9 protein-coding genes and 1 pseudogene are annotated in these 14078 nt (G+C 72.8%); 5 read left to right on the forward strand and 5 right to left on the reverse strand.

All coding sequences use genetic code 11. The annotated features are described in order from the left end of the window. The first annotated feature begins 91 nt into the window (after positions 1–91). Positions 92–536, forward strand: a pseudogene (locus tag ACIBQZ_RS16470) (hypothetical protein). Between the two features lie 68 nt (positions 537–604). Here the strand turns inward: ACIBQZ_RS16470 and ACIBQZ_RS16475 are convergent. The 3 genes from ACIBQZ_RS16475 to ACIBQZ_RS16485 form a co-directional block, all read right to left on the reverse strand. Continuing rightward, positions 605–3034: a phosphoketolase gene (locus ACIBQZ_RS16475; RefSeq protein ID WP_396089461.1), complete on the reverse strand. Its 2430-nt coding sequence runs from the start codon at positions 3032–3034 to the stop codon at positions 605–607. A 79-nt stretch (positions 3035–3113) separates the two neighbouring features. Further along, positions 3114–3755 carry a response regulator gene (locus tag ACIBQZ_RS16480; protein WP_396089462.1) on the reverse strand — a complete coding sequence of 214 codons (642 nt, stop codon included), beginning with the start codon at positions 3753–3755 and terminating at the stop codon, positions 3114–3116. 157 nt (positions 3756–3912) lie between these two features. Further along, entirely contained in the window at positions 3913–4485 is a 573-nt protein-coding gene (locus tag ACIBQZ_RS16485) for a hypothetical protein (RefSeq protein WP_396089504.1), read from the reverse strand. 301 nt (positions 4486–4786) lie between these two features. On the opposite strand from ACIBQZ_RS16485, the gene ACIBQZ_RS16490 reads away from it, so the two are divergent. The 4 genes from ACIBQZ_RS16490 to ACIBQZ_RS16505 all read left to right on the forward strand — a co-directional run bounded on the left by ACIBQZ_RS16490 (position 4787) and on the right by ACIBQZ_RS16505 (position 11505). Next, complete coding sequence (locus ACIBQZ_RS16490) at positions 4787–6439, forward strand: cellulose binding domain-containing protein (RefSeq protein WP_396089463.1); 1653 nt, start codon at positions 4787–4789, stop codon at positions 6437–6439. Positions 6440–6596: 157 nt separating this feature from the next. Then, positions 6597–8162: a S8 family peptidase gene (locus tag ACIBQZ_RS16495; RefSeq protein WP_396089464.1), complete on the forward strand. Its 1566-nt coding sequence runs from the start codon at positions 6597–6599 to the stop codon at positions 8160–8162. Between the two features lie 26 nt (positions 8163–8188). Beyond that, entirely contained in the window at positions 8189–9505 is a 1317-nt protein-coding gene (locus tag ACIBQZ_RS16500) for an alpha/beta fold hydrolase (RefSeq protein WP_396089465.1), read from the forward strand. Next, complete coding sequence (locus tag ACIBQZ_RS16505; RefSeq protein WP_396089466.1) at positions 9502–11505, forward strand: alpha-amylase family glycosyl hydrolase; 2004 nt, start codon at positions 9502–9504, stop codon at positions 11503–11505. The genes ACIBQZ_RS16500 and ACIBQZ_RS16505 overlap by 4 nt, the downstream gene beginning before the upstream one ends. Before the next feature lie 4 nt (positions 11506–11509). Here ACIBQZ_RS16505 and ACIBQZ_RS16510 read toward each other — a convergent pair whose 3' ends face one another. Further along, positions 11510–13669 (reverse strand): hypothetical protein, encoded by a 2160-nt coding sequence (locus ACIBQZ_RS16510; RefSeq protein ID WP_396089467.1) that lies wholly within the window; start codon positions 13667–13669, stop codon positions 11510–11512. Then, positions 13666–14043 (reverse strand): hypothetical protein, encoded by a 378-nt coding sequence (locus ACIBQZ_RS16515; protein WP_396089468.1) that lies wholly within the window; start codon positions 14041–14043, stop codon positions 13666–13668. Before ACIBQZ_RS16515 ends, ACIBQZ_RS16510 begins: the two co-directional genes overlap by 4 nt. Positions 14044–14078: the final 35 nt, after the last annotated feature.

Consider the following 14078-nt stretch of genomic DNA (forward strand, 5'->3'; position numbering starts at 1 on the left):
CCTGCCGTGCCGCTCCCGGCAGGCACGAAAGGGCCGGCGCGGCCTATGGTCGGCCCGACACGTTGCCTTCGCGAGACGAGGACGGCAGAGCATGGAAAGAGGCAGCCGCGCCGAGCTGCTCGGCCGCCTGGCCGAGGCGGTCGGGTCCGTCACCGTCGCCCACCCGACGCGGGTTGCCGTCGACGGGCCGCCCGCCGCGGGCAAGACCACCCTCGCCGACGAGCTGGCCGTCGTCCTGCGCGCCCGGGGCCACGAGGTCATCCGTGCGGACGATCGATGACTTCCTTGTCCCCCGGGCGCGGCGCTATCCGCGCGGCGAGTACTCGGCCGAGGGCTGCTACTTCGACGCCCACGACTACGACGCGCTGAACCGGGTGCTGCTCGGACCGCTCGGCCCGGGCGGGGATCGACGCTTCCGGCACGCGGTCTACGCCCAGCAGCTCTATTTCGCCACGGCCCGCCCGGCCGAGCACGCCACCGTCGTCGTGCACAACGACGAGCCCCGGCTGCCGGCCTGGGAGATCCGGCCGCACTGACCGCACAACGGGGCGGGGCGGCACCGGCTTGCGCCGGCACCGCCCCGCCCCGTTCCTGTCGCTGAGGATCAGCCCTGCTGGGCCCAGTCGCCCAGGGTCCAGTCGCGGACCTCGGGCATGTCCTCCAGGTGCTCCACCACGTACGCCTCGTGCTTGGCGAGCTGCTGCTCGCACCAGGCCTTCAGCTCCGCGGCGCCGCGCGGCAGCCGCTTGCTGTTGTTGATCGCGTCCATCACCAGGTGGTAACGGGACGCCTTGTTGCGCACGGTCATGTCGAACGGGGTCGTCGTGGTGCCCTGCTCGATGAAGCCGCGGACCCGGAACCGGTCGGCGTCCGGGCGGCCGTGCACCAGCTGGTGGATCGCGCCCGGGTAGCCGTGGAAGGAGAAGACCACGTCGACCGTGTCGGTGAACAGCTCGGTGAACATCGTCTCGCTCATGCCGTGCGGGTGGTCCTTCGGGCGCACCAGGGTCATCAGGTCGACCACGTTGACCACCCGGACCTTCATCCCGGGCAGCCGCTCCTTGAGGATCTGCGCCGCCGCCACGGTCTCCATCGTGACCACGTCGCCCGCGCAGGCCAGCACGATGTCCGGGTCGCGGCTGTCGTCGTCGGTGCCCGCCCACTCCCAGATGCCGGCACCGCGGGCGCAGTGCTCCTCGGCCTCGTCCATGGTGAGGAACTGCAGCTGCGGCTGCTTGTCGATGACGATCAGGTTGATGTACGACCGCGACCGGAAGCAGTGGTCGGCCACCGACAGCAGCGTGTTGGCGTCCGGCGGCAGGTAGACCCGGGCCACGTCGCCGCGCTGGGTCAGGACCACCTGGATCAGGCCAGGGCCCTGGTGCGAGAAGCCGTTGTGGTCGTTGCGCCACGCCGTCGAGGTGAGCAGCACGTTCAGGCTGGGCACCTTGGCACGCCACGGCAGGTGCTTGGCCTCCTGCAGCCACTTGCCGTGCTGGACCGTCTGCGAGGCGCTGACCATGGCGAACGCCTCGTAGGTGGCGAACATGCCGTGCCGGCCGGTGAGCGTGTAACCCTCCAGCCAGCCGTGGCAGTTGTGCTCGGAGAGCACCTCCATGACCCGGCCGTTCCGGCTGAGCTTGACGTCCTCGTCGGTGACCCGCTCCATGAAGCCGCGGTCGGAGACGTCGAAGATCGCGCCGAGCCGGTTGCTGTTGGTCTCGTCCGGGCAGAACAGCCGGAAGGTCTCCGGGTTGCGGCTGTAGATGTCGCGCATCAGCTCGCCGAGCTTGCGGGTCGACTCGGCGTGCTGGGCCGCCGGGCGGACCACCTCGACGCCGTAGTCGCGGAAGTCCGGCATGTCGAGGTCGCGGGTGAGCAGGCCGCCGTTGGCGTGCGGGCTGGCGCTCATCCGCAGGTCGCCCTCCGGGGTGAGACCCCGGACCAGCTCGGTCGGCCGGCCGTCGGCGTCGAACAGCTCCTCCGGGCGGTAGGACCGCAGCCACGTGTCCAGGACGGCCAGGTGCTCCGGGTTGTCGCGGACCCCGGAGAGCGGGACCTGGTGCGAGCGCCAGGTGCCGGTCACCTTGATGCCGTCGACCGTCTCCGGGCCGGTCCAGCCCTTCGGCGAGCGCAGGATGATGAGCGGCCAGCGCGGGCGGGTGCCGTCCCAGTCGCCCTCGCGGGCCGACCGCTGGATCTCCCGGATCTTGCCCCAGGCCTCGGCGAGCGCGGCGGCGAAGCGGTGGTGCATGCCGGGCAGGTCGGAGCCGGTGACCTCGAGGACCTCGTACCCGTGGCCCTGCAGCAGCGAGCGCACCTCGGCCGGGTCCTTGCGGCCCAGCACGGTCGGTCCGGCGATCTTGGCGTCGTTGAGGTGCAGGACCGGCAGGACCGCGCCGTCGCGGGCCGGGTTGATGAAGGAGACGCCCTTCCAGGAGCCCTCCAGCGGGCCGGTCTCGGCCTCGCCGTCGCCGACCACGGCGATGGTCAGCAGGTCGGGGTTGTCCATGACCGAGCCGAACGCGTGCACCAGCACGTAGCCGAGCTCGCCGCCCTCGTGGATCGAGCCGGGCGTGGTCACCGAGACGTGGCTCGGGATGCCGCCGGGGCTGGAGAACTGCCGGAACAGCCGGAGCACGCCGGCCTCGTCCTGGGAGACCTCCGGGTAGACCTCGCTGTAGGTGCCCTCCAGGTAGCCGGCGGCGACCAGCGCCGGGCCGCCGTGGCCGGGACCGGCCAGATAGATCGACTGCTGACCGGTGCGCTTGATCAGCCGCGACACGTGCGCGTAGATCAGCGACAGGCCCGGGCTGGTGCCCCAGTGCCCGAGCAGCCGGGGCTTGATGTGCTCAGCGGCCAGCGGCTCCCGCAGCAGCGGGTTGGCGCCGAGGTAGATCTGGCCGATGGTCAGGTAGTTGTTGGCGCGCCACCAGGCGTCCAGCTGGGCGATCTCGGAGTCGTCCGGAGCGGCGAGAGCCCGCACCAGTTCATCGTCACGGATCCCGGCCTGGTGTTCCGATACGGCGGTCACGCTTGTTCCTCCGGTGCTCTTGACTAACGAAATATCTCGGTCCGGGACTGCCCGGTTCGTCGCGGGCGGTCCCGATGGCTCAGTGCGGGTGCTCGCCGAGCAGCTTGGTGGCCAGCACCGCGGCCTGGGTACGCCGTTCCAGGCCCAGCTTCGCGAGCAGGCTGGAGACGTAGTTCTTGACGGTCTTCTCCGCGAGGAACATCTTTCCGGCAATCTCCCGGTTCGTCAGGCCTTCCGCCACGAGTTCCAGGATCTTGCGCTCCTGATCGGTCAGGGAGGCCAGCTCGCGGGGCTGCTCGACGCCGTGCCGGATGCGTTCCAGCACCCGCTGGGTCACCGCCGGGTCGAGCAGCGACTGCCCGGCCGCCACCCGCCGTACGGCGTCCACCAGGTCGGTGCCGCGGATCTGCTTCAGCACGTAACCGGACGCGCCGGCCATGATCGCGGCGAACAGCGCCTCGTCGTCCTCGTACGAGGTCAGGATCAGACCCCGGATGGACGAGTCCACCGCCCGCACGTCACGGCACACGTCGATGCCGTTGCCGTCCGGCAGCCGCGCGTCCAGCACCGCCACGTCCGGGCGCAGCGCCGGGATGCGGCGGGTCGCCTCCTGTGCGGACCCGGACTCGCCCACCACCTCGATGTCCCCGGCGGCGTGCAGCAGATCGGCGAGGCCGCGACGGACGACCTCGTGGTCGTCGAGGAGGAAGACACGAATCATGCCTCATTCCTACCCTGGCGATGATCCTCCGACCAAGGGTCAAAGGTCCCGGGCGTGGCAAAGTTGATCAATCGTCGATTCCCCGGTGGACCTGCCGGAACGCACTGCAGGGCGGCGCCCTGTCGGGTGCCGCCCTGTGGTCGGGTCGTGCCGGGGCTCACTTGAGCCAGGGGAGGCGCTGCACGATCGGCAGCTTCGCCCACACCTTGCCCAGACCCAACGTCTCACCGGCAGCCGTCAGAGCCAGCACGACCAGCACACCGGCATAGATCAGGTGATCATCCATGAACGGGTTGTTCTCCGGAGGCAGCACCGCAGTCCACATCATGACCAGCAACAGCGTCCCCGCCCCCGCAGCCAGCCGCAGACCCACACCCAGGATCAACGCCGTACCGATCGCCGCCAGACCCAGCATGAACATCCAGTCGGCCCACGCCGCACCCGCGATGCTGTGATAGAAGCCCTCGAACGGACCCGCCACCGCGTTACCCAGGAACCCCTTCGTCGGGCTGCCACCGTTGATCCAGGCACCCTTCTCCGGCGTCGCCAACCCCAGACCGAACACCTTGTCGATGAACGCCCACAGGAACACCCACCCCAGCGCCAACCGCAGACCCGCCAACGTGAACCGGGTCGCCTTGCTCTTCGTCGTCTCCACCACCGGGACGCTGGCCGCCCGGGGAGTCGTAGTAGTGGCCTTACTGGTCGTGGGGTGCTGGACGGCGGTCATGGCGTCCACGTCCTTCCTTGTCGTTGTGGCACCCCAATTCCATCCGAGAACCGAGCCGATGATCAGAGCCGCCCCGCCGTACCTGGCGGGACCTTCGGCCCTCCAGGTCCCGGGCCCTCCGGAACTTTCGGGAGCTGACCGTGATCCACCCGGCGGGCCGACCGGCGATGAGCGCGCGACGTTGACACTTATCGATGCGTTGCCCAACACTGTACGCATCCTCATGGGAGCGCTTCCACGGTCTTGCGGCCGGAAGTTCCGGAGCTGGCTCCCGCCCCCCGCACCCGGAAGGAGAGCCCTGGTGTCCACCGACTCGGGCCGCTTCACCATCCGCTCGACGATCGTCGCGCTCGCGGTAGCCGCGCTCACGGTCGCCGGAGTGGCGGCACTCGTACCCAGAGCCACCCCCGCCCAGGCCGCCGCGGCCTCCACCGTGGAGGACGAGGGCGTGAACTGCCCCGCGCCCGCCCTGCCCGACGCGGGCGCCCTGCCCACCGAGGCCAAGCTCCCCGACCCGTTCAAGCGGCTGGACGGCACCCGGATCAGCACCGTAGCCGACTGGCAGTGCCGCCGGAACGAGATCAAGAAGCTGGCGGAGAAGTTCGTCTACGGCGAGAAGCCCGCCAAACCCGCGAGCGTCTCCGGCACCGTCACCAGCACCGGCATCACCGTGAACGTGGCGCACAACGGCAAGAGCTCCAGCTTCTCGGCCCGGGTCGAACTGCCCAGCGGCACCGGCCCGTTCCCCGCCGTGGTCGTCCTCGGCGGCTTCGGCGCCGACACCGCCACCATCAAGGCCGCCGGCGCCGCCGTGATCAACTACGACCCGTACGCGGTCGGCAAGGAGGGCACCCCGCGCACCAACAAGCAGGGCGCGTTCTACAGCATCTACGGCTCGTCCAGCAGCACCGGCCTGCTGATGGCCTGGGCCTGGGGGGTCAGCCGGATCATCGACGTCATCGAGCAGTCGAACGGCACCGTCCTCAAGGCGGACGCGACCGGCGTCACCGGCTGCTCGCGGTTCGGCAAGGGCGCGTTTGTCATCGGCGCGTTCGACCAGCGGATCGCCCTGACCATGCCGATCGAGTCGGGCAGCGCCGGCGCGCCGATCTTCCGCGGCATCCCCGGCGAGGGCGCCCAGAGCCTGAGCAGCGCGTACGGCGAGCAGCCCTGGCTCGGCGACGCGTTCGGCTCGTTCACCGGCAGCCCCGGGCGGCTGCCGGTCGACACGCACGAGGTCGCGGCCATGGTCGCGCCGCGCGGGCTGTTCGTGATGGACAACCCGCACATCGCCAACCTCGGTCCCCGGTCCGCCAGCGTGGCGGCGCTGGGCGCGGCGGAGGTCTACCGGGCGCTGGGCGTGCCGGCCAACCTGACGTACTGGTCCGACATCCAGGACGGCAACCACTGCGCCAACCGGGCGGAGTGGCGCACCCCGTTGCAGCAGCACATCCAGAAGTACCTGCTGCGGACCGGCTCCGCGGCCGGCACGATCCGGATCTCCAGCAAGGCCGCCGGCAACCTGGCCGAGTGGCGGACCTGGCAGACCCCGACCCTGGGCACGACACCGCCCAGCACTCCCCCGCCGTCCTCGCCGCCGGTCTCCCCGCCGCCCAGCGACCCGCCGCCCAGCTCACCGCCGCCCAGCTCACCGCCGCCGGTCGCCGGCTGCACCGCGACGGTGTCGGTCAACGCCTGGACCGGCGGCTTCGTCGCCACCGTCAAGGTCACCGCGGGCGCGGCGCCGATCAACGGCTGGACCGTCGGCCTGACCCTGCCCGCGGGCGCCGCGGTCACCAGCACCTGGAACGCGAACCGGACCGGCTCCGGCGGCGCCCAGCAGTTCACCAACGTCTCCTACAACGGCCGGCTCGGCGCCGGCCAGTCCACCGAGTTCGGCTTCCAGGGCACGGGTTCGAGCGGCACCCTCACGCCTACCTGCGGCGCCGGCTGACCGGTCGGCTCCGGTGCGGCGGCCGCCGGCCGCCGTACCGGAGCGATCTGTCGGCTTTGCGTCGGCGGAACTGAGGAATACCCGAAAGCTTTCCGGGCCCGGGCGGGGTCACGATGGCCGTTCGAGGGCGCCCCGCGCCCGCAGGACGGAGCACCCGATGACCGACCAGCCGCGCCCCGACGGATCCGTGCGGTTCCCCAGCGAGTTCGGCCCGCACGCCGCGGCCGCGGACCAGCCGGTCGGCGCGCCGGAGGGTCCCGGGCAGGCCGGCAACCACGTGCCGGCCTCGCCGACCCTGGTGGCCGACTCGGTGATCTCGCCGCCGCTGCGCGAGCGGATGGCCCAGGACGACCAGCCGATCGGCGTGGTCATCGAGCTGCGCCTGCGGTATCCGGACGGGCTGCCGGCCGCGGCCGCCCGGGTGCGGCAACTGGTCCGGCGGATCCACCCCGAGGAGGGCGCGCCGCCGATCGTCGTGACCAACGCGTACGTCACCACGGCGCTGACCGCCGAGGAGATCCGCCGGCTGATCCGGCTGGACGGCGCGTCGGCGGAGGAGCCGAACGGCTCGCCGACCGAGACCGTCCGCGCGGCCCGCGACGCGATCTACCGGATCTGGCCGAACTTCCGGATCTCCGCGCTGATCACCCGTACGGTCGTCACCACCAAGTGCCAGGCCGTGCACCGCTCGTTCAACGCCACCGGCCGGGGCCTGGTGTGGGCCGTGCTGGACTCCGGCATCGACGGCACCCATCCGCACTTCGAGCAGCACAAGAACCTGGTCGGCCTGCCGCACCGCTCCTTCGTGGACGCCGACGACGCGCTGGCGCTGCGCGACGAGGCCGGGCACGGCACCCACGTCGCCGGCATCCTGGCCGGGGCGCAGACCGCCGAGCCGGGGCAGAGCCTGACCGGGCTGGTGGCGTACTGGGACGACAACGCCGGCCAGCTGCGCACCCGGGAGACGACCTTCCCGTCGATCTCCGGGATGGCGCCGGAGTGCAAGCTGCTGTCCTGCAAGGTGCTGCGCGCCGACGAGTCCGGCGACCTGACCGGCCTGCTCGCCGCGCTGCAGTACATCGCCGACCTCAACCACGGCGGCCGGGACCTGCAGGTGCACGGCGTGAACATCTCGGTCGGCCATCCGTTCGACCCGAGCTGGTTCGCGACCGGCCTGACGCCGGTCTGCCGGGAGGTGGACAACCTGGTGCGCTCGGGCGTGCTCGTGGTGGTCGCGGCCGGGAACACCGGCTACGGGTACGCGACCGACCGCAAGACCCGGCCGATCCGGCTCGGCTTCGACATGACGATCAACGACCCGGGCAACGCCGCGCTGGCGCTGACCGTCGGCTCCACCTCGTCGTCGCCGCACTCCACCGGCGTCTCGTACTTCTCCTCCAAGGGCCCGACCGGCGACGGCCGGATGAAGCCGGACCTGGTCGCGCCGGGCGAACGGGTGGTCAGCGCCGCCGCCGGCGCGCTGCTCGAGGAGGCCCGGCGGGTCTCCTCCGCGGCGACCTACATCGAGAACTCGGGCACCTCGATGGCCGCGCCGCACGTCTCCGGCGCGGCCGCCGCCTTCCTGTCGGTGCACCGCGAGTTCATCGGCAAGCCGCAGGCGGTCGGCAAGGCGCTGATGTCCACCGCCACCGACCTGGGCCGGGCGGCCAACTTCCAGGGCGCGGGCCTCGTTGATGCCATGCGCGCCATCCAGTCCGTGTAGCCACCAGAGCACACCGAGGAATCGCCATGAAGCTTCCGTACACCGCCGTGGAGTTCACCCGCACCGGCGAGCAGGCCGACCGTTCGCAGGTCGCCGCCGCGCTCGCCATGATCGGCACGGGGACCGACGTGCTGCTGATCTCGCACGGCTGGAACAACGACATCGCCGGCGCCGAGCGGATGTACACCCGGCTCGTCGACAACATCGCCACGCTGACCGCCGCCCGGGCGGACGGCGGCCGCCGGCTCACCGTGGTCGGGCTGCTGTGGCCGTCCCGGAAGTGGACCACCAACGACGACGACGTGGCCGGGCACGGGCTGTCCGCGGCCGGCGCGCCGGCCGCCGACCTCAAGGCCCGGGTCACCGAGACCGTCGAGGACCCGGTCGCGGCGCGCCGGATGCGCGACCTCGCCGATCGGCTGGACGACTCGGCCGAGGCACGCGACGAGTTCCTGGCGCTGCTGCGGGGGCAGCTGCCCCCGCAGCCCGCCGTCGCGGACGACGACGCGCCGCCGCTGACCCTGCGCGAGGGCGACACCGGCGCCGTCTTCGGCGCCGCCGAGGAGGCCGAACGGGACCTGGCCCAGCAGCTCGGCGCCCGGCCCGCGCCGCCGCCGGACGACAGCAACTCGCCGTTCGCCCCGCTGCCCGACCCGCTGGCCGGCACCGGCGCGGCGGCCACCGGGCTGTTCGACTTCTTCCGCAAGAGCCCGCTCAAGGCGGCCGAGGAACTGCTCAACATCACCACCTTCTACTCGATGAAGTCCCGGGCCGGCGACGTCGGCGCGCGCGGCGTCGCGGCGCTGCTGGACACGATCGCCGGCACCCACCCGGACGTCCGGGTGCACCTGGCCGGCCACTCGTTCGGCGCCCGGGTGGTCGCCATGGCGGCGGCCACCAGCAGCGCGCCGATCAGCTCGCTGGCGTTGCTGCAGGGCGCCTTCAGCCACCGTGGGCTGGCCGCCCGCGACGACCGGCTGAAGATGCCGGACGGCGCCTTCCGGCGGTTGCTCACCGGCGGGCACCTGCGCGGGCCGGTCGTGGTCACGCACACCCACAACGACAAGGCGGTGGGCCTGGCGTACGCGCTGGCCTCGCGGCTGGCGAACCAGGTGGCGTCCGGGCTGGGCGACCCGGGTGACCCGTACGGCGGGCTGGGCGCCAACGGGGCGGTCGGCACGGCCGAGGCGGTCGCCGGCGAGCTGGGCGACGAGCACACCACGTACGCGTTCCGGCCGGGCCGGGTGCACAACCTGCACGCGGACAAGTTCGTGACGAACCACTCCGACGTCACCAACCTGGCCGTGGCCAACGCCGTCCTCGCCGGGATGACGGTCCGATGATCGAGCCGGACCTGTTCGCCCGCCGCCGCACCGACTTCGTGCTCTGGCGGCCGCGGGTCACCGACCCGGTGCCGCGCCTGGTGATCGGGGTCTACGCCGCGGGCAACCCGCCGGCGCTGATCCACCCGGCGCTCGTCGAGCTGCGCCTCGCGCCCGGCCTGCACGACCTGTGGACCGTGCCGGCCGCCGACTGCGGGCTGACCGACGGCCAGGTGTACCACTACTGGTTCGAGGTCACCGACTCCCGCCCGGCCGGGCCCGGCGCCCGGATCCAGCGCACCGACCCGTTCGCCACCACGGTGGACTGGCGGCTGCTCTCGCCGCGCCTGGGCCCGCCGTACACCGGGGAGGACCGGTGGCCGGCCGGGGTGGTCAAGTGGCGCGACGGCGAGCTGCGCCGGTGCGACCCGGACGGCGCCGAGCCCGCTCCCCCGGCCCCCGCGCCCGACCTGCCGGCCAACAACCGGACCGTCTACTACAAGCTGCCGACCACCTGGGCGCGCCGCTCGCCCGGTGGCGGCGCCGAGTTCGCCGTCGGCACCTTCCCGGACGTGCTCGCGCTGATCGACCCGGACGCCGAGCCGGCCAACCTGCGCGGCGTGCGGGCCCTGGAGCCGGGCCGGGCGCACCTGCGCGAGCTCGGCATCAGCACGCTGGAGCTCAACCCGATCGCCGACACCCACGTGATCCGCGAGTGGGGGTACGCGACCAGCAACTACCTCGCCCCGGACCAGGACCTGTCCTTCCCCGCCGGGTTCAGCGCGCCGGCGCCGCAGCGCACGCTGGCCGAACTGGTGGACGCCTGTCACGCCGCCGGCATCCGGTTCGGCTACGACGTGGTGATGGCGTTCGCCCAGCGCGCGCCGTACCGCGAGATCAACTATCCGGACTTCTTCGTCCGGCCGGGGGTGGGCGATCCCGAGCAGGCCGGCCGCCAGGACTGGGGCGGCAACCTGTGGAAGTACAACTTCTGGACCGAGGGCTACGACCCGGTCGAGGGCAAGGACGGCCCGCTGGAGCCGGCCCGGCAGTTCCACAAGGCGCAGATCGCCGGCTGGATCCTCGACCACGGCATCGACTCGATCCGGGTGGACAGCGTCAACAACGTCGGCAACTGGGACTTCGTCGGGGAGTTCACCGCGTACGCGCGGGGGCTGCACCGGCGGCGGGACCCCGGCGGCGGCGAGGAGCGGTTCCTGGTGGTCGGTGAGGAGCTGGCCGTACCGGTGGATCTGGTGCGGCAGCGCCGGCTCGACGCGCTGTGGAACGAGCGGTTCCTCTACCTGGTGCGCAGCGCCCTGCTGGGCGAGGTCGGCGAGGGTGAGGGGTCGTTCGAGGAGACCGTCCACCGGATGATCGACTGCCGCCGGCTGGGCTTCACCGACGGCGCCCAGGCGGTCAACTACCTCACCTCGCACGACGTGGAGGGCTTCCGCAAGCAGCGGCTGCAGCGGTTCCTGCACGACAACGGCGTCTGGCAGACCGAGCAGCGGATCAAGCTCGGCTTCGTCTGCCTGCTGACCGCGGTCGGCATCCCGATGATCCTGGCCGGCGAGGAGTTCGCGGACGACCACGACCTGCCGGTGGAGCACCCGGCCAAGCAGATCGACCCGGTGAACTTCGACCGGCTCGACGACCCGTGGCGGCGGCGGATCTTCGACTACACCGCCCGGCTCGTGCGGCTGCGGCACACCTCGGCGGCGCTCGCGGTCAACGACACCACGTTCCTGCACACCGACCTGACCGACGGCCGCCGGGTGCTGGTGTGGCAGCGCGGCGCCGACCCGGCCGACCCGGTGGTCGTGGTGGCGAACTTCTCCGGCTGGAGCCAGCACCCGGGCGACGAGTACGTGGTGCCGGGCTGGCCGGCCACCCCGCCGGGCCACGAGTGGTGGGAGGTGACCCAGCACCGCGCGGTGCCGGCGGAGTGGGCCGGCCGCGAGCCCCTGTACGCCTGGGAGGCCAAGGTCTACACCCTGCGCCGCCGGACACCCCGCTGACGGCTCACCAGGGCCGGGAGCTGCCCGGGGCCGGAGCGTCGGTCCCGGGCAGCTCCACCACCGTGCCCCGGGGCGGCATCTGGCGCGCCGCGGGGACCCGGCGGTGCAGCCGCCGGCGCTCCAGCAGGATCCAGTCCCGGCCGTCCGCCGCGACCGCCTCCAGGATCCGCAGCGCGCTGGTCACCCCGGCGGCGTCCAGCGCCAGCGCGGCCAGCTGCTCGGCGGTCTCCCGCAGGTCCAGCAGCTCACCCTGGAAGGTGTCCAGCAGCACCCGGATGGTCTGGCCGTTGACCAGCGTGAGCGCGAAGGCCTGGTGGGTGACGATCTTCTGCGGCAGCGCGTACGCCTGCTCCTCGGAGACCACCCGGCGCTGCCCGTCGTCGTAGCGGACGCCGACCTCGCTGACCCGCACGGAGGCGATGGCGTCGTAGCGGAAGGTGGTGCGCTGCTCGGCCGAGAACGCGCCGGTGGCGAAATCGAGCCGCACCTTCACCTGCCGCACACCGCCCTCGGTCAGCAGGAACAGCAGCACCGAGTACGCCGAGTGCCGGAACGGCCCGCCCACGTCCCGGGCCCGCAGGCTGCCCGGCGCCGCCTCGGTGAGCGCCAGGTGCGCGAAGATGTCCCGGTTGGACAGCCGGTACTCGCCGAGCACCTGACGCTTCCAGTACGCGAGATCGAGGTCCAGCCAGCGGCCCATCTCCACGTCGGTGGGCCGGTCGGCCAGCCAGCCGACCCAGCGCTCGTGGGCGGCGCACTCCGCGGCCCAGCGCTGGGCGAACTCGGCGGCGTCCAGGCCCAGCCGGCGGCGTTCGCCGTACAGCAGCACGGCGCCGCGCTGGGCGAACCGCGCCCCGAACACCAGCATCGGCACGGCGACGACGGCCGCGCAGAAGATCGCCGGGGTCATGGTCAGGGCCGCGAGCACGGCGGCGCAGGCCAGCGCGGCGAGCCCGCCGAGGAAGGCCGGTGGCAGCGCGGTACGCGGGGCGCGGCGGAAGTCGTCGAGCGTGCCGGCCCGCCACCGGCCCGCGATGTCGTCGGCGTGGTGGCGGACCAGCCAGCGCAGGGCGCCCGGCCGGACGCCCTGGTGGCCGTACAGGTCGACGAGGTCGCCGTGCAGCGCGTTGCGGAGCCCGCCGGTGTCACGCCAGAAGGCGTCGCGGCCCTGCGGGTCGGACGGCTGCCGCTCGGTGAACGCGGCGTCGATCATCGCAGTGGCGGCGCCGGGGAAGCCCGGGCTCAGCCGGGCGCCGGGCGGGCGGGTGAACTCCGCCCGTACCCCGGTGGTGAGCTCGGCCTCCTTGGCCGCCCGGCGGCCGCGCAGGAAGGCCCGCTCGACGCCGTGCCGGACCACCGCGTATCCCCCGCCGGCCAGCAGCAACAGGACCGCCACGCCCACCGCGGGGTTGGCGTCGGCCAGGGCCGCGACCAGCATCAGCAGGCCGGCCAGGGCGAGCGCGCCGCCGCCGAGCAGGGCGCCCCAGATCCGCTCGGCCGGCGCGGCCCGGGCCACCTTGGCGACCGGCGGGACCGGGTCGGGCTCGAAGAACTTCGGCACCCGGGTGCGCCGGTCGGCCGCCATCCGCTCGACCCGGACGTGCTCGGCGGTGCCGGCCTCGATGTGGTCCTGCGCCACGCCGGACAGGATCAGCCGCAGGTGGTGCTCGATCTCCCGGCGGTCGGCGTCGGGCAGCCGGTCGTAGGACTGCAGCGCGGTGGTCATCGCCGCGTGCCCGGGCTGCCCGTCCGGGCCGACCGTGAGCAGGGCGTCGACCAGCAGCCGCAGCGCCGCGACGCAGCGCCACCAGCGGCCGCTGGGATAGCCGTCGCCCATCGCGAACGCCCGGTCCAGCACCCGCAGGTCCTCGTCGTCGAGGTTGGCCAGGGTGCGCCCGCTCAGCACGGACAACGCCAGGTGGTACGCGACCTCGGCGGACGCGTACCGGTCCTCGAAGGCCACCGCCTGCAGGCGCCGACGCGCCTCCTCGGCCGACCCGCCATGCAGGTAGTTCACCGCGACTCGGAACTTCTCCTCGGTGGTGGCGCCCTCCCGGACCTGGTACACGCTCGCGTCCACGTGCATGACGCCGATCTGGAACCCGACCTGGGCGTCGTCGGCGGCGACGTTGGTGTGCTGCCCCGGCTCGGTCCAGCCGGTCACGAGGTCAGCCGTTCCACCTGGGCCAGGAGGGTCGCCACCGCCGTGCCGGACCCGGCCAGTCCGCCGACGAGCCCGCCGAGCTTGCGCAGCGCGCGCACCGCCCGGCCGTGCTGCTCCGGATCCGCCGAGGCGAGCGCGGTCCGGGTCACCCCGACCTCGTGCTCGGAGTCGGCCAGCGTCTCGCGGTCGAGCTCGCCGTGCTCGTACGCGGCCCGGAGCGCGGCCAGCAGCTCGTCCAGGGCGGCGGCGACGTCAGCGGGACGCGCATCCGGCGGCGCACCCGAGAACACGCCACCGGAGATGTGTCCGGCCTGCACGCCGACCCGGGCGTTCCCCGAGGCGACATTCTGGAAGTATTCCGGAGAATTGGTCATCGTCTGCTTCCACAGGAAATGGTGAGATGAACAGG

This window comes from Actinoplanes sp. NPDC049599, from assembly GCF_044465625.1.
Taxonomy (GTDB): domain Bacteria; phylum Actinomycetota; class Actinomycetes; order Mycobacteriales; family Micromonosporaceae; genus Actinoplanes.

Bases quoted from the DNA above. Each gene is read 5' to 3' on its own strand.
- ACIBQZ_RS16480 (WP_396089462.1), bottom strand. From the start codon at position 3,755: ATGATTCGTGTCTTCCTCCTCGACGACCACGAGGTCGTCCGTCGCGGC.
- ACIBQZ_RS16485 (WP_396089504.1), bottom strand. From the start codon at position 4,485: ATGACCGCCGTCCAGCACCCCACGACCAGTAAGGCCACTACTACGACT.
- ACIBQZ_RS16495 (WP_396089464.1), top strand. From the start codon at position 6,597: ATGACCGACCAGCCGCGCCCCGACGGATCCGTGCGGTTCCCCAGCGAG.
- ACIBQZ_RS16500 (WP_396089465.1), top strand. From the start codon at position 8,189: ATGAAGCTTCCGTACACCGCCGTGGAGTTCACCCGCACCGGCGAGCAG.
- ACIBQZ_RS16505 (WP_396089466.1), top strand. From the start codon at position 9,502: ATGATCGAGCCGGACCTGTTCGCCCGCCGCCGCACCGACTTCGTGCTC.
- ACIBQZ_RS16515 (WP_396089468.1), bottom strand. From the start codon at position 14,043: ATGACCAATTCTCCGGAATACTTCCAGAATGTCGCCTCGGGGAACGCC.